General features: G+C 61.4%; 11 protein-coding genes. 4 read left to right on the top strand and 7 right to left on the bottom strand.

The annotated features are described in order from the left end of the window. Window positions 1-169 precede the first annotated feature (169 nt). The gene (locus A5650_RS23035; protein WP_502687099.1) at window positions 170-1,711 is read right to left on the bottom strand and encodes an MFS transporter; all 1,542 of its coding nucleotides are present in this window, start codon (window positions 1,709-1,711) and stop codon (window positions 170-172) included. Window positions 1,712-2,018: 307 nt separating this feature from the next. Continuing rightward, complete coding sequence (locus A5650_RS23030) at window positions 2,019-3,296, bottom strand: glycosyltransferase (RefSeq protein ID WP_067297388.1); 1,278 nt, start codon at window positions 3,294-3,296, stop codon at window positions 2,019-2,021. Between the two features lie 534 nt (window positions 3,297-3,830). Here A5650_RS23030 and A5650_RS23025 point away from each other — a divergent pair. Continuing rightward, the gene (locus tag A5650_RS23025; RefSeq protein ID WP_067297386.1) at window positions 3,831-5,075 is read left to right on the top strand and encodes a class I SAM-dependent methyltransferase; all 1,245 of its coding nucleotides are present in this window, start codon (window positions 3,831-3,833) and stop codon (window positions 5,073-5,075) included. A 315-nt stretch (window positions 5,076-5,390) separates the two neighbouring features. Here A5650_RS23025 and A5650_RS23020 read toward each other — a convergent pair whose 3' ends face one another. Continuing rightward, complete coding sequence (locus A5650_RS23020; RefSeq protein ID WP_067297383.1) at window positions 5,391-6,665, bottom strand: glycosyltransferase; 1,275 nt, start codon at window positions 6,663-6,665, stop codon at window positions 5,391-5,393. Window positions 6,666-7,020: 355 nt separating this feature from the next. Between A5650_RS23020 and A5650_RS23015 the strand changes: the two genes are divergently transcribed. Next, window positions 7,021-8,577 carry a GMC oxidoreductase gene (locus A5650_RS23015; RefSeq protein WP_502687098.1) on the top strand — a complete coding sequence of 519 codons (1,557 nt, stop codon included), beginning with the start codon at window positions 7,021-7,023 and terminating at the stop codon, window positions 8,575-8,577. Window positions 8,578-8,765: 188 nt separating this feature from the next. Here A5650_RS23015 and A5650_RS23010 read toward each other — a convergent pair whose 3' ends face one another. Further along, window positions 8,766-10,985 carry an acyltransferase family protein gene (locus A5650_RS23010; RefSeq protein WP_067297377.1) on the bottom strand — a complete coding sequence of 740 codons (2,220 nt, stop codon included), beginning with the start codon at window positions 10,983-10,985 and terminating at the stop codon, window positions 8,766-8,768. Window positions 10,986-11,246: 261 nt separating this feature from the next. Between A5650_RS23010 and A5650_RS23005 the strand changes: the two genes are divergently transcribed. After that, window positions 11,247-12,221, top strand: a complete 975-nt coding sequence (locus tag A5650_RS23005; protein WP_067297374.1) for a sulfotransferase family protein — start codon at window positions 11,247-11,249, stop codon at window positions 12,219-12,221. 245 nt (window positions 12,222-12,466) lie between these two features. On the opposite strand, the gene A5650_RS23000 is transcribed toward A5650_RS23005, so the two are convergent. Further along, on the bottom strand, window positions 12,467-13,771 hold the full coding sequence (locus tag A5650_RS23000) for a glycosyltransferase (protein WP_067297371.1): 1,305 nt from the start codon (window positions 13,769-13,771) through the stop codon (window positions 12,467-12,469). Window positions 13,772-14,275: 504 nt separating this feature from the next. Continuing rightward, a complete protein-coding gene (locus A5650_RS22995; RefSeq protein WP_067297368.1) occupies window positions 14,276-15,160 on the bottom strand; it encodes a cupin-like domain-containing protein in 885 nt (294 codons plus the stop codon). A gap of 720 nt (window positions 15,161-15,880) precedes the next feature. Here A5650_RS22995 and A5650_RS22990 point away from each other — a divergent pair. Beyond that, window positions 15,881-16,219, top strand: a complete 339-nt coding sequence (locus tag A5650_RS22990) for a hemophore-related protein (RefSeq protein WP_067297366.1) — start codon at window positions 15,881-15,883, stop codon at window positions 16,217-16,219. A gap of 261 nt (window positions 16,220-16,480) precedes the next feature. On the opposite strand, the gene A5650_RS22985 is transcribed toward A5650_RS22990, so the two are convergent. Then, on the bottom strand, window positions 16,481-22,080 hold a 5,600-nt coding region (locus A5650_RS22985; protein WP_156744296.1), incomplete at its 5' end, for a non-ribosomal peptide synthetase.

Genomic DNA, 22,080 nt, shown 5'->3' with positions numbered 1-22,080 from the left:
GCAAAACACGGTTTAGTCATGTAAGCCGACACATCACAACTTCGTCAACTTAGCCTAACAGCTAACGGGGTGGCCGCATCCGGCTCCGCGGCGTCGCGCTGTACCTCTGACGACGGATAGAAGAGGAGCATGCCGCAAACGGGCTTGCAAACATCGTTTGTGGACTCTACTAAAGGTCCCCGGCGTCGATAGCTTTTTTGACCTCCTGTGCGTGCGCCACCTGCTGCGCCGTGTAGCCGATACACAATGCAATTCCGCCGACGACGACGCAGAGCCCTGCCAACCACATAAAGCCAAATGAGATGCTTTGGTCCAGAGCATGCAACTGGGCGATGCTCATGAACTTCACAGGCCCGTTAATTCCGCCTAGAGACATAGTGCGTGAGGTGATAACGGCCTGGATTGCGGCCAGCACTACCGGCCCCCCCAGGGTGGACAACATCAGCGCAATTGCGGACGTAGGACCTATCCGGTCGTCCCCGACACTCGCGATGGCTGAGAGCATGAGCGGAAGGTTCGCCAGGCCGATGCCGACGCCGCCGACGACAAGTGGCAGTACCAGATTCGGGAAGTAAGGGACCCCCATGTGGAGTGTCAGACTGCTGGCGACCACTGCGCCTAGCACTAGAAGAATTCCCGCAATTACCAACACTCGCGGTGGAAACCGCATCACCAGACGCGATGACGTGGCCATACCCATGCCAACAGCGATGACAAACGGGATGAATCCAACGCCGGCGTGGAGAGTGCTGTACTTCAGAACTTGCTGTACATACAGCGCCACGAGGACGGTCAGGCTGAACAACACCCCGCCAGCTAAGAAGATGGTCGCGAAGGTAGCCAGTCGATTGCGGTCGACGAATAAATCGAACGGCACGATTGGGTTTTCTGCTCGCCGCTCAACCACGACGAACGCGACAAGTGCGCCAAGCGCCAATGCGCCTGAACCGATCGTCATAGCCGACAGCCACCCCTCCTCCGGCCCCACTGACAAGCCGAAAACCGCCGCGACACAGATCAACGTGGTCAGCACAGCGCCCATGGCGTCGAGCTTCCTTTGCTCCGTCCGCGTCTCCCGCAGCGCGGTGCGTGCCAGCAAGATCACCACCACTCCCATCGGCACGTTGACCATGAAAACTATGCGCCATGACACGTCTGTGAGTGCGCCGCCGACCGTAAGTGCCAGCACAGAGCTGATCCCCCCCATTGCCCCAAATATTGCGGTCGCAGTATTGCGCCCAGGCCCCTTCGGGAACGTCGTTGCTACCAGCGCCATACAGGTCGGCGCAAGGACTCCGGCAGCTATGCCCTGCAGTAGCCGGCCCGAGAGGAGGCTCGCTGCGTTCCAGGCGACCCCGCATACTCCCGAGGCAACAGTGAACAACGCCGCCGCGATCAAGAAGGTACGCTTACGCCCGAAGGCGTCGCCGAGGCGGCCGCCCAGCAGCATCAAGCCTCCGAACGTCAATACGTACGCCGTGATCACCCACCCTCGCGCTGAATCGGAGAGTCCAAGCTCGTTCTGGATCTTGGGAAGCGCGAAAACCGCAATGGTGCCGTCCATCGCTGCCACCAGCCCCATACCGCTGATAACGACGATTGCGGCGATGAAACGGCGACGCGACAACGAGGTCTGGAGAAATCCGCTCGTATCTTTCGTCGTCGGATCGAAGACCATCGGGTCGTGACTTTCGAGTGCCCTACCGTCCATAAGGCCGTGCTGCCTCATTGCTGGCCGTCATAGCGAACTACGCTACAGCAATCATCCGAAGGGTCAGCCGCAAGCCCGACAGCACGGCGCCGTGGGTAATTCCCGGCCGGATGGATGTGCGGGTAGGCCTTACTCGGCGATTCGCATCGCAAATACGGGCACTCACCACTGAAAAGAAGCCCTGAGGCTGGCCGACTACAGCTAGGTTCCATTGCATCAGCAAGAGCCCTTGTGCGATCTGTTTATCCAGCCACCCGGCCAATAACAGTCGGTATCTCCTGCTGATCCTTCTGGCGTATGTTCTCGCTTATCGGCCGACACCCTCGCGACGGGCGAAAATCTCCAGATGATCAGCGGCATTGGCAACGCTTTCGGCGGGTTTAGTCACCCGCGCGGCGATCTCGCGAGCCCGGACCGCATATTCCGGGGCGAGGATGGTGCGTAGATCGGCGACCAAAGAATTTTCGGTGGTGCTTGAAAGACGCCGTGCGGTGCCCACCATCAATCGTTCGACCGCAGGTCCCCATAGCGTCTGATGAGCTGGCCATGTCGCGAGGACCAGCTGGGGGACTCCCGCGCGCAGGGCAGCGGCCAGAGTGCCCGCGCCTCCGTGGTGCACGACCGCGCGGCAGGCGGGAAAAACGGCTGCGTGGTTAACCGCCTCGACCACCTTGACGTGCTCCATGTGGGCCACATGCCTGAAGTCACTCCAACCCGAGCAAACTAACGCCCGCTCGCCCAACTGCGCACAGGCGGCACTGACCATGGCAAGCGTGTCGGCAGGCGACTGGATAAGGTTACTGCCGAACCCGCAATATATCGGAGGCGTACCCGCAGCAACCCACGACGCGACCTCCTCATCAAATTTCGTAGGCAACTGCAACGTCAAGGCGCCAACAAAGGGCCGTTGACCGTCGAATTCTGCCCATTCGGCCGCAATTTCGGGGAAGCAAAGGTCGTGATACGCCTGGATTTCGAGCCCTCCGCGCTCAGCGAGCCGCAGTGATACTGGGCTCGTTGCCTTCGGAAGGCCCCATTCATGGCGTTGTTGATTCTGTAACTTCGCGGTCAAAAGACGCCAATTCAACCACCCATCCAATTTCATGACGGAGCGGGCGAGAGGCGTCGGCAGCAGCGGGACGTGGTTGCCGTGGGCCCTTACAGGGAAGGTATGAAGTTCGGCCAATGGGATGTTGTAATAGTCCGCGACATTGCCAGCACCATGCTCGCCAAGCACGAAGGTGACTAGCATGTCAGCACCGTCCGCCAGCGACATCAGCGTGGCGCCGATCTCCTCCTCGCACTGCCTAAAGAGCTTTCGATCTTCATGGCCCAGTTTGATGAGATGTCGGATCTTCCACGAATTGGGCGGTAAGTGCGTCAAGAACTCATGGTGTACGTCCTGCCATACTCGCGTATCCGGCCCGCAACCAACCGCCGACAGCCCTGCAGACTCGACGAAGTCGACGAGGTCGGGTGCAACGGCCATGCGCACCTCATGTCCCCTCCCGGTGAGCTCACGACCTAAAGCCGCGAACGGCTCGACGTCGCCACGCGTTCCATAGCTTGCGAGCACAAACTTCATCGAGTCTTAGCCCTTCATTGATCATGAGGTGTCGAGCGAGATGAAAGGGGAGGCCGGGCCCCCAACCGTACGGCAGGGAGCATAGCCTATATGTGCGCTAACTACCTGAAACGAAGAAATCCTGCACGGCAAATTCGCTAGGAACTCGAGCCTCGGAGGACGAATCTTAGAATAGAACCGAACGGTTCAGTAAACTCTTTCGGTGGCGTTTATTCACCCAGCTCTTGATGGAAGGCGAGGAGCGAATTGGCTCTGCGGTGGCGCGCTCGACTACGACTGCCGGCGGAGCCCACCCCTGTAGTTCAGGGACGAATTCATCTGGGGGCCAACAGCGACTATTCCGAGAAGACAAACCGGCGGTCGTCTGGAACGCCAGGATCTGACCGGTTCACCGGGATGGCTCCGGTCGCCTGACTCGGTGCTTCGAAGGCTATGGTTCAGGGCTCCACCAAATCTCGCGAATACATCCTCTCGAAGTAATGATGAAAATAGACTTTCGAACAGAACACCCCTATAGAACGGACATCGGTATATATGGAACCCGAGCCTCTACTGGGAGCCCAACATAGCTGCCGCCTATGCGGTGGTGGCCTGCGTGAGGTCCTCGACTTCGGTCGCCAGCCTGTGTCGAACGCTTTTGTCAGAGCCGAGGAAGCCGACAAAGTGCCGTTCTTCCGACTTGCGGTCGGCCTGTGTACAACCTGCACCATGGTGCAGCAGCTTCACGAGGTGCCACCAAAGGATATGTTCCGGTCGGACTATCCGTATCGTGCATCCGGTTCTCTGTTGGTACGTCGGCATTTTGAAGACGTCGCCCAGCACATCGTCCAGACGTTTCAACGCCGTAAAGACGGATTCGTCGTTGAGATCGGCAGCAATGATGGCGTCATGCTGAAGACGCTCAGCAAAGCCGGAATCCGACATCTTGGAGTGGACCCCGCTGCCGGCGCAGCCGACGTGGCCGAGTCATATGGTGTCAACGTGCGGACCGATTTCTTCAACGAGATGACTGCCGCCGAAATTAGGGCCGATCATGGGCCGGCGCATCTGATCTTCTCCGCGAACACGATCAGTCACATTTCGTACCTCGACTCGATTTTCCGCGGCATCGACTTGTTGCTCGCGCCGGACGGGGTGTTCGTATTCGAGGATCGCTGGCTCGGCGACATCCTGAAGCACGTCTACTTCGACCAAATCTACGACGAACACATCTATCTCTTCTCGGTGCGCTCGGTGCAGGCAACGGCAGCTCGTTTCGCTTTCGAGTTGGTCGATGTCAAACACCTTGCGCTACATGGCGGTTCGATCCGCTATACGGTGGCCCGTGCCGGTGCCCGTGAGCCAGCCCCCACCGTCGCTACATTTCTAGCGCGAGAGAAAGTCGAAGGGATTGCCGAAGAAGCGACGTTCAGACAGTTCTCGGCTGCTGTCGACCAGATCCGTACAGAGCTCGTCGCCCTCCTCCGCGAATTGCGTTCCGAAGGCCGACGGGTGGTCGGATACGGGGCCACGTCCAGGAGCGCCACAGTGCTGAACTATTGCCAGATCGGACCGGACCTGCTTCCAGTGGTATGTGATTCGACCCCGGAGAAGCAGGGCCGTCTCACTCCGGGTTCGAGAATCCCGGTGTGTCCACCCGAAATCTTCAGCCACTCCTACCCTGATTACGCGTTGCTGTTCGCTTGGAACCACGCCGAGGAGATCATGGCCAACGAACGTTTGTTCAACGAGGCCGGTGGCCGATGGATTGTGTACGTACCACGGGTCCATATCGTCTAATGCACAGTCCGGCGGCGCCAGGCCGATGAATGGGTCTTCAAAAGACTGAACCGCTCTTAATATACCGAGTTCGGACTAGGGGATATCGACCGAGGTTTGGTCGGTCTGGTGTTGGCGTAGAACGTTTTTCGTCTCCAGCGGATGAACGGTCGTTGGATTGCGGAGGCGGTGGTGGGGAACCACCGGACGACCGATGGGTGGCCCACGCGATGTTCTCGACAGGTCTTCATCAATGCGTGTCGGGCGCGATTGATGGGTCGCTCCTCCAGTAGCCATGATCTGCAGCGCAATTCCCGCAACTTGGCCCCGCGCAGATCATTCCGCCGGGCGGCCCTTCGCCGATGATTCAACGCGCTGAACGAGGGCATAGCTTTCCAAGAGATCCGCTGCGGCGGCACTGCTCTCGGCGGGCTTGGTCATCCGTGTGGCGATCTCGCGAGCCCTGGTGACGTAGTGCGTAGCAAGTATCTTGCGCAGATCGGCAACCAATGATTTCTCAGTTGCATTCGAAAAGCTTCGGGCAGTGCCCACTTTCAACCGCTTGACTGCAGCACCCATGTACCGTTGGGTGTCCGCTATCCATAGGATTAGTGTGGGTACGCCCGCTCGAAGGCCTGCAGCGGTGGTTCCAGTGCCACCGTGGTGCACAACCGCGCGACAGGCTGGGAAAGCGGCCGTATAGTTCATCGCGCGCACCACCTTGACGTGCTCGAAATTTGGAGCGTCGCCGAGGTCGGTGTTAGGTGAGCAAACCAACGCGCGCTCACCAAGCCGCGCGCAGGCCGCACCGATCATGGCGAGCGTTTCGGCGGGAGATTCGACCGGCGAACTGCCGAAGCCGAAAAAAATCGGCGGTGTTCCCTCTGCAATCCATGACATGACTTCTTCGTCGGACTCCGTTGGGAGGTCCATAGTCAGAGCGCCGACGAAGGGTCGCTGGTCGTTCCATTCCGCAGCCAGCCCGGGAAAGCAAACTTCATCGTAGGACTGGATCTCCAGCGCAGCGATCCGTTGCGGCGCGGGAGCGGTCGCCCTAGGCAGGGCCAGTAGGCGACGCTGTGCATCGTCAAACTTCTTCAGCGCCCGCCACCAATACAGCCACTCGTAAGCCTGCATCGCGGAGCGGGCCACAGGCGTTGGCAGAAGGGGAAAGAGCCGGCCGTTGGGTCGTAACGGGAAGGTGTAAAGAGTGGCCAACGGAATGCGGTACGCCTCCGCTACGTTGACTGCGGACGGGTAGCCACCACGGGTGACCAGGAGGTCCGCCCCGTCCACGATCGATGCCAGCGTTGTGGCGGTCTCGTGCCAGCTCTCGAAGAGCAGTTCGTCATATTCACGCCCCGATCTGATGATTTCCTGGATTTGCCATGGACTGCGGAAACTGCGGTTAAATTTCCAGGTCGCTTCAATCACGGCCTGCGTTTCCGCCCCGCAAGCGACTGCCGGCAACCCGGCCGCCTCGACGAAGCCCCGAAGGTCAGGCGGGATGGCAAGCAATACCTCGTGCCCGCGGCTCAGCAGTTCACGTCCAACAGCAGCGAAGGGCTCGACATCGCCACGTGTCCAGTTGGTCGCCATCAGGAACTTCATTTCGAACGCTATCCTCGCATTTCATGTGCGTGTTCTGCGGCCGAATGCCAGAAGAGTCACAGCAGGCATAAAAACTTGCATGTCAATTCAAACCCGATGGTGACCTTTCAGGCACGAGTGCAAAGCGATGTGGAGCACGCTGAAACACAGCTGTCGTGCCCAATGGAACTTTTCGCAGCTGGTCTGCCATAGCCCCGAAGTATCTTGGTCCCCCAGTTAGCAGCGGATGGTATGGTCTGTTCCGCTCAAACCGCCGCTTTAGACCATGGTCTGGGAGGATCTCAATTTGAGCGAGAAGCTAAATCCGCATGAGGCGGAGGACATTACGTGGGACGTAATTGTTGTGGGCAGCGGCATGGGCGGCGGACCGCTAGGCCATGCATTGGCCCAATCGGGCCGCAGGGTGCTATTCCTTGAAAAGGGCCGCTCTACATTGCCCGGGGTTCCGGGAACGATCCGCTCTTCAATCCCAGAAGTGGCCGAACCTCTCGCGTGCCGATCCGCAAACGCCTACCACGACACCTTGGCCCGGGCCGGACGCACGACCGATGATGTCGAAGACCTCAGTGGACGCACCCCACGGCGGTATCTACCGGGAACCGGGAGTGGGACTGGGGGCTCGTCCGCGCTCTACGGCATGGTCTGCGAGCGATTCTTCACGCAGGATTTCACTCCTCGCCAACACTTCCGTAACCCGCGCGATTCGACCGTGCCGGATGCCTGGCCAATCACCTACGACGAGATGCGTCCCTGGTACGCAGCGGCTGAAAGACTCCTGAGGGTTCACGGGCAGCCCGATCCGCTGCGTCCGGAAGCGACCGATGTGGGACTGCCTGCGGCTCCGCCCTTCTCGGCATCTAGTCAGCGGCTGGTCGACTATCTGTCGGGTCGGGGACTCCATCCCTATCACCTGCCGATGGCTTGCGATCACATCGACGGATGTAGTGACTGCAACGGTTATCTCTGCGGTCGCTCGTGCAAGAACGAAGCTGCCCGCAACTTCCTGCTGCCAGCCACTACTGAACATGGCGCCCACCTGCTGACGGAATGTCGGGTAGTCCGCCTGGACGCCGACGGTAGGCAGGTTCGACAGGTGATCTGTCAGCATCGCACCCGACAGCTGACGTTCAGGGGGAAGGTAGTGGTACTGGCCGCTGGCGCGCTGTTCACCCCGATGCTGTTGCTCAATTCCCGGTCGGGCGACTGGCCGCGCGGGTTGGCCAACGGATCAGATTTGGTGGGGCGCAACCTGATGCGTCACTTAATTGACTTCATCGTGATCTGGCCCCAGCCGGGCTCCGAGCTCACGGGCGACAATAGGCAGATCGGACTAAACGATTTTTATCTCTTGGACGGAGAGAAATATGGAACCGTGCAGTCAGGTGGCCCGTTGGCCCCCATCGAAGCTCTGATCAACCACCCCGGCTGGCAGTTCAAGGTGATGCGCCTGATTTCCCCGGCGGCGCGCCCGATCTACGAGCGATTCTTCGAAGGCGCGCTGCAATGGCCAGCAATCTTGGAGGATTTGCCCTATCTCGACAACCGCGTGCTGCCAAGCCCGGCGGGCCGCCAGCAACTGCGACTTCAGTATCGGCTTCACCCCGGCGAGATCGAACGCCGCACAACGTTTTTGCGCCACTTGAAGGAGGTGTTCGAGCCGTTACGTAACCTTACTCTGCGAGGGGCCACAAGCAACGCGGTCCTCAGCCACGCCTGCGGTACGTGCCGCTTCGGCATCGATCCGAAAACTAGTGTGCTGGACCCACATAACCGGGCGCACGAACTGGACAACCTCTACGTGGTGGATGCCTCGTTCTTCCCATCCAGCACCGGCATTAATCCCAGTTTAACGATTGCGGCCAACGCTTTGAGAACAGCGGAGCACGTAAATCAGGCCCATTTCGCCGACTGACGATTTGCGTATAGGCCGTCGAATGCCTGGCCCTTCCCCCGTTTTCGGGAAACCTCGACAAAAGCGGATAGCCGAGACCCGGCAGCCTTCCCGAGGATTGTCGGCGTTGCTGAGTCCCAGGCGGCGACTGATCCCGTGAATCCGGCAACGAGTCCTTGCTGCTGGTAGGTGTTCATAATTGCGGCATGTCAACCGCCGGCGAGCGCGCGGTCGGCCAGTGCCCCGATAACCGGGGCCATCAGCCGGGAATACTCAGCTGTCAAATGACTTTCGTCGCAGTACACGAGTGTGTTCCCCACGATGACGGGGCAGCGGTCTGCGCTGCAGAAGAGCGGGGTTAGGTCGGCGTAACGTCCGCCACCGGCTTCAGTCGCGGCCGATTCAGCCGAGATGCCGTCTTGGTTGACCGCAGTCGACCTTTGCGGTGTGCAAAGCGTCGCGTCATCGAGATGTCCGGACAGGCAAATCGGCACGTAAGTGTGCGGGTTTGGTGTCGGCCCGAGCACCAACACGTTCGCACCAGTGGCGCGCAGCTCCCGAACTAGCCTGGTCAGGCTCGCGAGCCATCTCGAATCGTATGACGTGAAACCGGACATCCAATTGTTGCTGCTGCTGGCGCTGTACTGCCGCCAAAGGCCCACCACGATCAGCCGCGGACGCTCGGCCCGGAACCGGGCGATGATCTCACGGCGCCACTGCTCGCAGTGTCCAAAGAATTCAGCCAGGCCGTGGAAGATTTTAGTGATGGGCACGTCCATCAGAGGGCAGGCACCCTTGCTCAGCGTCTCCAGCCGCCAGTGCCGCTCGACGGCGACCTGCTGGAACGCCGGATTCCACATCGCAGCATGCGAGTCGCCGACCAGTGCAACCGTCGTCGCGGAGGCCGTATCGCCCGTCGCGCATTCAGGCTGTCCGCTTTGAGTGGGCGTACGCATGCAGCCATTGAATGTCATGGCTTTGAGGTCCGCTGGGGCATCGGCAAGCGACGGCCTGAGGTTCGACGGCACGGCTTTTAGACGGGCGGATGCCGCGACCGCTGCCTGCACCTGCGCGAACGTGCCCTGCACCGCGACGTCGTATGCGGCGATGTTGCGGTCCTCGGCGGGAAGTGCCGCAGTAACGGTCAGCGGCGGAGCCGGCGTCCCATGGCCGACCGGTAGAGGTGCCCGGGCCAGTAGCGCCAAGCACACGATGACGGCTACCGCAGTGGCCGCACCACCAAGCGCGAGACTGCCGAGAGCAGACCGGCGTAGGGGAGCGGCGAACCTTAGTGGGTTTTCGATGAAATGCAATGTCAGCACCGCTAGCACGCCGGAGAACAGGACAGCGGCCATCCTTCCCGGCAGCCCCAACGGGTGGCCTACGAATGTCGGTACTAGCAACATCACCGGCCAGTGCCACAGATACCACGAATACGACGCCCGGCCGACCGCACGCATCGGTGCTGTCGTCAGGATTCGTCCACACCCTCGAGAAGGTGCGGCACAGCCAGCGCCGATCACCATCACCGTACCCAGCACAGGCAACAGCGCTGCCGTACCTGGATACGGCGTCGTCGCGCTCAACAGACTGCAGGCCAACAGGGTCAAGGCCAGCCCTGCCCACCCCGTGATCGCGGCAGCTATTGCCGGAAGTCGCCGCCACTGGGCGGCTGTGAGGGCCACGAGGCCACCGACCGCCAATTGCCAAGCACGCGTGGGCAGCGAAAAAAATGCCACAGTTGGCATGACGTAAGTGACCGCCAACGACAAGACAAACGACACAGTCCCGACCAGTGCAAGGACCACCACAAAGGGGGTTTTCGACGATATGGCCTCAGTCCTGGACCGCCGACGCATACCTCGGATCAGCCACGCCGTACCGATGATCAAGGCAGGCCATACGAGATAGAACTGCTCCTCGACGCCCAAGGACCAGTAATGCATAAAGGGAGACGGCGGCAAGTGGGCGTCGAAATAATTCTGCAGTTTCAGAGCGAACCAGTAGTTGCTGACATACAGCGCGCTGGCGATGCCATCACTCATAGTGCCTTGGACCTGCAGCGGAGGTAACAGGACAGCCGAGACGATCGCGGTCGCGACACCTACCGCAGCTGAGGCCGGAAGCAGTCGCCGAGCCCTCGCCCCGTAGAAACGGCGCAGCCGAACGGTGCCGGTCGTGCTCACTTCCCGCCAAAGCAGTCCGGTGATGAGAAAACCGGAGATAACGAAAAACACGTCCACGCCGATGTAGCCACCGCCCACACCAGGCACGCCGGCGTGAAAAAGCACAACCGCCAACACCGCGACAGCGCGCAGGCCTTCGATGTCCGGGCGAAACCGAGTCGGTGCCGATCGCCGATCGTTCAGCCCTCCGGCGGCACTAACGGTGCGGGTCTCGCTCAAGATCACCACCTCGGTCGTTGCCACGAAGGACGCCCTCGGACAACGGCATTATCACAGCCGAGCCGGCAAAGTCCCAGAACATTGCGATATTCCGTTCTGGTGGCCGCGTCGAAGGCAGCCAGCGGACTCAGGCATCGAGAAACCGACGGGGCTTGGCAGAAGCTATCTGAGGGCGTAGCAACAAGCTGAATCTTTAGCCTTGATCAGGCATTGCGATCCCGCCTAGGCGATCAGGGTCGCGAAACCGCCAGCGCACTGGCAGGGCCGTCCCTTACTCTGACCGCTATGGGGGAAACCGCCACCGGCGTAGAGGCTGAAACCGGGGACCACGCGATTCTATTCGTGTTGGGGATGGCTCGGTCAGGGACGGCGGCGCTCACGCGCCTTCTCTCTTTATGTGGTGGTGCGCTACCCGCCGGAATGCTTGGCGCGAATCGGTCCAATCCGCGTGGCTATTGGGAGCCGCGCGCAGCCGTCGTTCTCAACAAATCCATTTTGCGCCGCCTCGGCAGAATTGGCGTTGATCCATCGTTGCGCCTGGACGACGAAGCTGCGTTCGATAACAAACGAGAGGCGGTCTGCATCGGCAAGATTAAGGCGTATCTCGCCACCCTGCCGGACGCGCCGCTGGTGGTCATTAAGGATCCACAAATAACGGTGCTGTCCGCCATGTGGTTTGAGGCAGCGCGTCAGGCGGGATTTAACGTCATGACCGTGATTGCTATCCGTCACCCAGAGGAAGTCACGGCTTCGATGGGAAGATTCCTGCACGCCTCGCCGGAGTTCTCGGGTGCGTTATGGCTCAAGTACAACCTGCTGTCCGAGCGTGCCACCCGCGGCGTGCCGCGTGTCTTCGTCGAGTATTCCAACCTCCTTGATGACTGGCGCAGGGAAGCAAAGCGGATTTCCACGTCGCTCGCGATCGATCTCAACATTCGGGATGAGGAAGCGATTGACCAGTTTCTCGAGAGGGATTTTCGCCACCAGCGACATTGCGGACCAATAACCGAACCCTTTGGCACAGAGTGGTTTTCAACCATATACGAAGCGCTCAGAGCGGCGGCGCAGGGAGAAGACATTGACGAACCGGCTCTGGATCGCGTCTTCGAAGCGTATCGGGCGAGCGAAGATGGCTTCAGAAAAGTGGTCGATGACTTCCATCGCTTCCGCAAGTTCTCCCGACTCGCGTTTCCGCCCATCGAGAGGCTGGCCATCGAATCCCTTGCGATGGCTCACGGACGCAAGGGGACATGGGCCTAGACTCGGCCCGGGCACATCAGGCATCCGACCGAGCATAAGAGCTAGCTTAGAACCGCATTTCTCCTCCGCACCGCCGAATCATCGACGGCGCAGGTGGTCGAACCGGCAACAGCCTCAGTGTGATTGGTCTGCGAGGAATTCCGCGATTGCTGCGCTCTCTGCGGCGCTTCCATCCCAAACTTCTAGCCAGTCGCCCGTAGATTCGCGCCTCTGCGCCAAGGATCAATTTCTGCTCGCGCCCGATCTCATCCTGCGATCGGGCCGATGTCGCCGGATCCGTCGACTCGCTTAGCGCGCGCAGCGCGTTCGAGATGATCTGCGGCGGCCTCAACGCTGTCGGTGGACTTGGTCATTCGTCGAGCGATCTCCCGCGCTCGAGTGGCGCACCGCGGAGAGAGGACTGTGCGCAGATCAGCAACGAGAGATTTTTGAGTAGTGCTGCCGTAGCGCCGGGCGGTACCAACTTTTAGTCGTTTGACCCTGGCCGCCCATATCTGTTGATCAGGCAGCATCCAGAGGATCAACATCGGTACGCCGGCGCGCAAGCCCGCAGCCAAAGTACCAGTGCCACCATGGTGCACGACCGCGCGGCAGGAGGGAAAGATTGCTCCGTAGTTAACCGCATCGACCACCTTGACGTGCCCGTGATGGGGAACATTGCTGAAGTCACTCCAACCAGCACAAATCAACGCCCGTTCGCCCAGCTCCGCACACGCAGCACCCAGCATGGCAAGCGTGTCAGCGCCAGATTCAACCGGCATGCTGCCGAAGCCAAAGAAGATTGGGGGTGTCCCCGCAGCAATCCATTCAGCTACTTCTTCATCCGCAGTCGTGGGCAACTCCAAGGTCAGCGCACCGACGAATGGCCGTTGGCTGGCCGAACTAGCCCATTCGGCCGCCAGCCCGGGAACCAGGCACTCGTCGTAGGCCTGTATTTCGAGATGTCCCCGGTCTCTCATTCGTCGCACCAACGGCCCTGTCGCCTTCGACAGACCCAACCGATGCCGCTGCTGGTCCTCAAGCTCCTTCGTCCCGCGCCAATTCAGCCATTCGTATGCAGCCATTGCACGGCGGCCAAGCGTCGATGGGAGAACGGGAAGCATGTGGCCGTTCGCCCGTATTGGGAAGACATGCACCATGGCGAACGGTATGTCGTAATACTCCGCGACGTTGGCAGCTAGCTGCTCGAAAATCAGACCCGTTACCAGCACGTCGGCTCCGTTCGCAAGGGTCGTGAGCACCGTGCTCATCTCTGACCATGTCTGCGCGGCCAGCTCCCGGCTTCTGCGTCCAGATTCGATCAAATGCCGGATCATCAATAAGCTTCGCGGAAAGTCTTTCCACAAATTCCGCAGGAAATCCGATTCGAGCACCATCCGGAAATCCGGTCCGTACGCGACTGCCGGAAGCCCAACAAGGTCTCCGATGCCAACCTGGTCCGGAGTGACGGCCAAGTCGACGTCGTGCCCTCTCCGCAGCAGTTCACGCCCTATAGCGGCGAAGGGCTCGACATCCCCACGAGTTCCATAGCACGCCAACACAAATTTCATCGCGGCGTATGCCTCCTACTGCCCGTAGGTCAGTTTTCTACGACGCCGGGATCCAACTTGTTGGTCGTTTCGATCAACCGGTTCACGATGGATGACATTACGCGGTTCGCACCTCAAAGAAACAGCTGATTGTGCATATTGACTGCGTGCGACGAGCTAAACCAGGGTAACGATGGGCCGATAGCAGGCGGCCCACGTTCGCCGTCACAACGAGCACTGGAACCGCTCAGCGGCCCGCATCACCAGCCATCTCATCAACCTCAGCAAATCCTCGAGGACGCGCGCAAGGAAACCACCGCAGCGATCTGAGAACGGGAGAGCGGTACTTGTACGTTCATTGCATGGTGAACCGCCCCGGTGAGTCCGGACGCTTCATCGTTTGGGGACCAGTCGGGCCCGTCTCAGGGGTTAACAGACCCTCCGACCCAGACCAACCGGCGGATCCCTATGACGCCCTCAGGTCGACCGAGGCGTCTAGATCCAGCCGACGATAGGGGCAGGTCTCTACCCGACCCGGACGGATTGAAGGCCGGTGCTACTGGCGACGCTCTGCACCATTTGACCCGCAGCACCGCGAAGGCCAAAAACAAAGCTGCCCAAACAACGGACAGTTTGCCGAGGGTGCTTCAGAAAGTTGCCGTAGCTGGACTGCCACCAGTAGTTGATCGACATGTTCTCGCCGACGCCCCAAACGGCATGCCACCAAAAGAGTGGAATATAGAGCATGTCGCCCGGGAAAAGCTCGACGAGAGCTCGATCGGCGTCGGCCCATTCGGGGAACTTAGTCAAATCCGGCGACGCGACGTTGACGCGTGAAATGTTGTTGCCCACATAGTTGAAGGGGAACGGATAGACGCGGGCTATCTCCCTAGGCGGGCAAAGGAGCACCTGCTTGCGCCCGCGAATCTGCGTCAGAAAATTATCGACATAGTCGTAATGCAGGCCAGTGAAATTGTTTCCAGCGCCGAGCCAGAGGTTGACGGCGGCAAATTTGTCTTCCTCGACGAAAGGGGGGAAATGGACATCGGACCAGAGCTCCGGAAGAGCGGTCTTGATGGGCAGCTGGACGGCATAAAGCTGGCCATCGGAGATGGTGCCGCCCGCGATCAGGTCGATATATTCGGAGAACTTCATCTCCGAGGCGGTGGCGATTGCCCCGTTCTTCGCCTCTGGGATATGGGTGCCTGCGTCAGTGACCTTCGAGGGGCTGATAGTGCGGGCACCGACTTTTTCTCTCAGGTAGTCGTCTGTCCACTCCAGCGCGGGCCAGTCTTCCATCGCGCCAGAGACGATCACCGGGCGCTGAGGGATGATGAACCGCTCCTCTATCTCTTGCCGGCTCGAACTCTCGACCCTTGGAACCTCGAATGTGCTGTTGACGTCGAACAACCGTTTACCTCCCCCTGGAACGGGTGACTTGACACGCGTCGTCGCAACTTATCACACGCCACACGGCGTACCTCCGCTCCGAGCTACCGTCGTGCGCGCCAATGCCCTCCATCTGGCATGTTCAACGCGTATTCAGTTCGACGAACGCCGCTGAAGGGGCGCGAGTCTCACGGCCTTGACGTGACCAGTGCCGGAGCGAGCATGGAGTGCTAGTCGAATCCGCTGAGGCGCGCTTGCCGATGCCTATGGCACCGAATGTATCGAAGCCATTTGCATCATTTTTGCAACGGTGCAGTGCGTGCTGGAAATGGCGCGGAGAAGCGTGTAGCCGTTGTTCGTCACCGCCGACGAGCCCCGTTGCTAACGAGGGCGAATGATCGGTTGCTTCCGGCCTTGCTCCAATCGCCGATCAGGAGGCTTTGTGGCATCACCCGTTGCCTAAGCGCGACGTTGTCACCGCGAACCTCTTCAGCCAGCTTTCGCGGTAGGACCTACCGTTGTGCAGGATGACGACCTGGGAGACCTGACCGGCCGACGTCTAATCCTGGGGACCAGTTCGCGCAGTAACGAATCAGCGAGACCCATCGATATCCCCCGTGTGCTCGCTGCTCGCCAACCTAGGCTCCGAACGGCAGGCGCGAAAATGGTTAGAGATGCCTGGGTTAGAACGGGACCCGGGCGGTTACAGTCGGTGTAGAAAGTTACAGGGAGGACCCGAACATGATCGAACTGTCGTTGACCAGGCTGGCTGCTGCTATTGGCGGACTTGCATTGTCATTGGGCGCTGGTGCTGGGGTCGCCTCCGCAGTTCCCGACCTGGGCCCGGCTGTCAACACAACGTGCAATTACTCGCAATTGGTGTCCGCGCTCTACGCGCAGAACCCGTCCACTGGTGCAGCATTCGATCAAGCGCCGACTCTGAAGGCCGGGCTGCAGCAGTTCCTCGCCGCTGGGCCGGGTCAACGCCAGGCGATAGCCCAACAGGTTGCGAGCGCGCCGGAGATTCAGCCGTACCTCGGAGACATCCAAGGTGCCTTCTCGACCTGCAATAGCTTCTGACGGACCGAGCACGAGCTACTTTCGCGCGTCGCCTTACGCCTACAGCGCTCTACCACCATGCGGAGCGCTGTAGGTGGGCGAGTAGTCAACGTCCGAGCGGCACTAGGGACGGCGAGACAAAGGACAGTCAGATCGGACGGCAGCTGCAGTCGGTGGCCCTGGAGACGTGCGAACGTGAACTTGCGCGGCCCCAGACTTGCTCTGTCGGTCCAGTTGTTTGACGCGGCAGCAGCAAATTCGCGTGCCGCTTGACGATCAAAATCAGGTCACCGCGACATCGCGATAACTCTTCAGAGTGTCAGGCTGACTCTCTAAAGAGGTCTTGAGTAAATGGCAATACCGGTCCAACGATGCGGTAGTCATCATCTCGTCGTGGTGACTGTCAAGAAAATGTACTCTCAGGTCGCCCGCCACATACGGCCGCCAATCTGTTTGATGATGTGAAGCGTCGCCATCTTCGCTCTTTGCGGCGAAGATAGTCACATCGCCATCAAACACATCAGGCACATGTTCCACGAGATGCCGCTGATTTGCGAGCCGCTTTCGAACCACGAAATCAAAGAGCTGCTTCGGGGGTAGAACAATATCGGCGGTGTCTCCTCGTCGGCGGACTAACTCCTCAGCCTGCTGATAGGTACGAGGCCTGAGTCCTTCGGGTATGTCTATTCGGCTGGGTTCCAGAAAACGGTCGAGAACATAACTTTGTATTTCGCTCTGGTCGGGGACCTGCTCCATCTGGTTGCTGTTGGTCCGGAGTGCGGGGTCGAGCAGGACGAGCCGGTGAACACGACATCCACGTCGGGTCAACTCGATAGCCAGCGCGTGGGCGACCGGTCCGCCGAACGACCATCCGAGCAGGTTATAGGGCCCATCCGGGTGCAGCGCTTGAAGGCGATCCGCATAAATTCTTGCCATGTCCCGTATTGAGGCCGGTTCGGGTTCACCGTCGTCCGGGATCTGATTGATCCCTATGACCGGACAGTCTAAGTAATCGCTTAAGACCCGATACGCGTAGCTCTGGCCATTACCCTCATGGATGCAGAAGAGGGGAACACCGTCTCCGTGCTTGAAGACCTCAATAGGCAGCAATTCGAGAACGCTGTCTTCTCGGCCAAACTGCTCACTGAGCGCGCGCACCGACGGTGCCAGTAGCAAGGTGCGCACCGCCAAACAAGTGTTCAACGATCTGTTGATTGTGGCGACGAGCCGCATCGCGAGCAGCGAATCTCCACCTAAGTCGAAGAAAGAGTCATCAACCCCCACGCGCTCCAACCCGAGCACCTCCGCGTAGATGTGGGCCAGAAGTTCCTCGGTGAGGTTGGCCGGAGCGCGATAACGACCGGTGTCGGTGTACTCGGGTGCCGGCAACGCGCGAATGTCGATCTTGCCGTTGACCGTCAAGGGCAACGCCTCGAGCACCACCACTGCCGAGGGCACCATATAGCCGGGCAGCCGCTCAGCCAGCGCGCCGCGCAATTCGAGCGGATCGGCGGTGCCGGTGATGTAGCCGACCAGACGTATGTCACCCGGTCGGTCCTCGCGGGCGATCACCACCGCGTGCTCGACGCCGTCGCAAGCGTTCAACGCCGCCTGCACCTCGCCGAGTTCGATCCGATACCCGCGGATCTTGACCTGCTCATCTGCCCGGCCGAGATACTGCATCTGCCCATCAGCATCCCAGCGCACCAGATCCCCCGTGCGATACATCCGCTGCCCAGGACCGCCGAATGGGCACGGCACGAATCGCGAGCCCGTCAAACCCGACCGTCGCCAGTACCCGATTCCGACCCCGGCCCCGCCTACGTACAGTTCCCCCATCACCCCGAGCGGCACCGTGCGCAACCAGTTGTCCAGAACGAACAACGCCGCTCCCGCCACTGGCGCACCGATCGGCACCTCATCCAACCCGGGGTCCAGGGGCGAGCTGATCGCCGCATACACGGTGGTTTCGGTCGGGCCATAAGCGTTGATCATCAACCGCCCCGGCGCCCACTGGCGCACCAGTTCCACTGAGCAGCTTTCACCACCGACCACTAACGCCGTCGATTCCAACCCCTCAACCTTGAGCATCCGCGCAGCCGACGGAGTCTGCGTGAATACGGTCACCTGCTCTCCAATCAACAAGGCGTGGAAGTCATCTGGCGAGCTTGCCACTTCCTCGGGCACCACTACCAGTCGGCCTTCACTGAGCAGCGCCCCCCAGATTTCCCATGCCGAGAAATCGAAGCCGTAGGAGTGGCATTGGGTCCAGACCTGCTGCGCCGGAAGTAGCGCTGATGAGGAGTTCGCCAAGTACGAGAGATTGCGGTGCGTTATGGCCACCCCCTTCGGGGTCCCCGTGGTCCCCGAGGTGTAAATCACATACGCGATATCGTCCGGCGACCGTGCCGTCAGCGCCGTGTTCGGGTGGGCCTCGATGCCCGCATCGTCGAGATCGATGATTGCCAGATCGTCGTGGCCGGCCAGTCGGGAGCGCAGCTCGGTGGTGGTGATCGCCGCGATCGGGGCGGCGTCGGCGAGCACGAATTCGATCCGTGTATCTGGGTGGGCGGGGTCGATCGGCACGTAGGCCGCCCCGGTCTTGAGCACCCCTAGCATCGCCGTGATGGCCTGCGCGGAGCGCTGCGCCAGCAGCGCTACCCGATCACCGGGGCCGACCCCGTGTCCGATTAGCAGGTGCGCCAACCGATTCGACGCCTCGTCCAGCTCTTGGTAGGTGAACGAGTCACCGCCGCAGCTGATCGCCACCGCCTCGGGCGCGCGGGCGACCTGGGCGGCGAACAATGCCGGGATCGACACCACTGCCGGTGCCGGGCTGGTCAGTACCGCGCGGTTGCCGACTTCGTCGAGGCGGGTGTGTTCGGCGGTATCGAGGGCATCGATCGACGACAACGGTCGGGTCGGGTCGGCGATCATCGCCGCCACCATCCGCTCGAAACGCTGCAGCAGGGCTTGGATATCGGTTGCCTGGAATAGGTCAGTGTCGTATTCGGCGCGCAGGCTCAGGTATTGGCCGGGGGTGGCGGCGATGGTCAGGGGGTAGTGGTTGTGTTCGCGGGAGATGAATTCGGTGACGGTCAGGTGCTGGTCGTTGCCGGAAAGTGCGGCGGTGTCGATGGGGTAGTTCTCGTAGACGAATAAGGTGTCGAACAACTGATCGTGGCCGGTGAGGCGGTGGATCTCGGGCAACGCCAGGTGTTGATGCTCCAGGGTGCGCTGTTGGGCGGCGTGCAGCTGGTCGAGCAGGTCGATGGTGGTGGTGGTCGCGGTCAGCTGCGCGCGCACGGGCACGGTGTTGATCAACAAACCAACCATCGACTCCGCGCCAGCCAGCTCGGCTGGGCGCCCGGCGACCACGGTGCCGAACACCACATCGTGCTGGCCGCTCAGTGAGCACAACAACTGCGCGAAGGCGGCCTGCAACACCGTGTTGACCGTGGTGCGCCGCGCGCGCGCCAGCGCGGTCAGCGCGCCGGCGGTGGGCGCCGAGAGCCGTTGGGTGGTTACCTCCCGCGAGCCGGGCTGCACCCGGTCGGGCGAACCGACCAGGGTGGGGCCATCGATTCCGGCCAACACCTGCTCCCAGGCCGTGCGGGCGGCCTGCAGGTCGCGGTCGGCCAACCACGTCACGAACCGGCGATAGGGCACCGGCGTCGGCAGGGGCTGATCGTAATAGACGGCGAAGATCTCGCCCAGCAGGATCGGCAGCGACCAGCCGTCCATCACGATGTGGTGATTGGTCAGAACGAACCGGTGCCGATCCGCCGCGGTGCGCATCAGCGCCGCCCGAAACGCCGGCCCGCTCAGATCGCCCACCGCGGCGCGCTCATCAGCACACAGCCGCTTGATCCGCTCATCGACATCATCGGCGCCGGTGTCGCTCAAATCGATGTAGTGCCAGGGCAGTTCGGGTTCGGCGTCGATGACCTGCACCGGCTCGTCGAAGCGGTCCCACAATCGGGCCACCAGATGCGGATGCCGATTGACCACCACGTGCGCCGCATCGCGCAGCTGCGACACTTGCAGGGGGCCGGTGAGGGCGATCTCGAGCTGGACCGCATACACATCATCACCACCGTCGCGGTGGCCGGTGCCGGCGTGAAAGAGCAGCCCTTGCTGAAGCGGCGTCAACGGCAACACATCCGCGATCTGGTACTGCTGGGCCAGCTCATCGAGCTGCAATTGGTTCAATCGCGCTGGGACGATGTCGGTGGGGGTCAACCCGCCCCCGCCGGCTTGCACCAGCGCGCAGATCCCGCGCAGCGCCTCAAACCACAATCGGCTCAACCGGTTTACCTGTGCCGCATCGAGCGCCGAAGGCGCCCAGGTCCAGGTGGCGTGCAACCGGGGACCGTCTGCGGTGTCGGCGGTGGCGGCGTTGAGCTCCACGGTGTGCATCAACGGCATCGCGATCGCCGTCGCCACCGCAGCCAGTGCCGAGCCCTGCACGCTGGGCCGCCACCACTGCTCGGCGTCCGCGCCCGCCCCGGCGCCGAGTCGGCCCAGATAGTTGAACCCGATCACCGGATCGGGCCCACCGAGCTCGACGTCGGGGTTCAAATAGCGCAGCAATCCGTAGGTCAGCCCGTCGGGCAAAGCGCGCAATTGTTCCTTGGCGTCCTTGATGACCCCGCCCAATACCGCCTCACCGGCGATCACCTGCGCCCACTCAAGGTTTCCGGGGCCCAATGCCACCGGATACTTGGTGGTGAACCAGCCCACCGTGCGCGACAAATCCAGCCCCGGAGCCAGTTCCTCATGCCGGCCGTGGCCCTCCACATCGATGCCCACCCGCGCGGGGTGGCCAAGAAACTCGCTGAGCGCCACCCCGAACGCGATCACCAGAATGTCCTGCACCCCAGCGTGAAACGCCGCCGGCACCTCACCGAGCAACGCCCGGGTGGTGTCGATATCCAACGCCACCGACAAGGTGCCCGCGGTGGCGAACGTATCGGCGGGTTGCACCGGCGGCAACGCCGCCGGGATCGTCGAAATCTTTCGCCACACTTCGGCCTGAGCGACAACCTCATCTCTGTTGGCGTGCTCGGCCAACAGTGCTGACCACCGCGCAAACGACGTCCCACCCGCGGGAAGACTGATCGGTTGCCCGTTGTGGTGCTGGGCCCAAGCGATGTTCAAGTCTTCCAACAGGATTCGCCACGACACCCCATCAACCGCCACATGGTGAACGATCAATACCAACTGGCCCGTCGAACCGACCCACACCGCGCTGAGCATCCTGCCGGCCGCCGGGTCCAACCGCGACCGCGCCGCGACCACCACCGCATCATCGAGCTCCTCGACGACCTGCACGCAATCGCTGGCCTGTACCGAACCCGGCTCGGACACGTGCAGCGCCCACGCTCCAGCGCCGTCGTCCTCGACGTGCAGGCGCAGCATGGCATGCCGATCCAGCAACGCCTGCAGCAGCGCCGCCACGTCGGCCTGCGTCGCACCGGGCGGGGCCTGCACCACCACGGTCTGGTTGAACTCGGCTGTCGGGCCGTCCACGCCGGCCAGCCAGCCCATGATCGGGGTGGCCACCACCGGGCCCAGGCCCTCATCGACCACACCGGCCGCACCGTCGGTGACCTCGACCATGCGGGCCAGCCGCGCCACGGTCTGCTCGACGAACACATCACGCGGCCGACACAGCAGACCCGCCGCCCGCGCCCGCGCCACCACCTGCATCGACAAAATGCTGTCGCCACCCAGGGCGAAGAACGAGTCATCAACCCCGACCCCTTCGAGCCCGAGAACTTCGGCGTAGATGCCGGCCAGGATCTCCTCGACCGCGCTTTCCGGGGCGCGATAGCGTTCGGTGTCGCTGTACTCGGGCGCCGGCAGGGCACGCTTGTCGA

It is taken from the genome of Mycobacterium sp. 1164985.4, from assembly GCF_001668575.1.
GTDB lineage: Bacteria > Actinomycetota > Actinomycetes > Mycobacteriales > Mycobacteriaceae > Mycobacterium.
The sequence above is the reverse complement of the archived record's forward strand: the minus strand, read 5'-3'. Positions and strand labels throughout refer to the sequence as shown.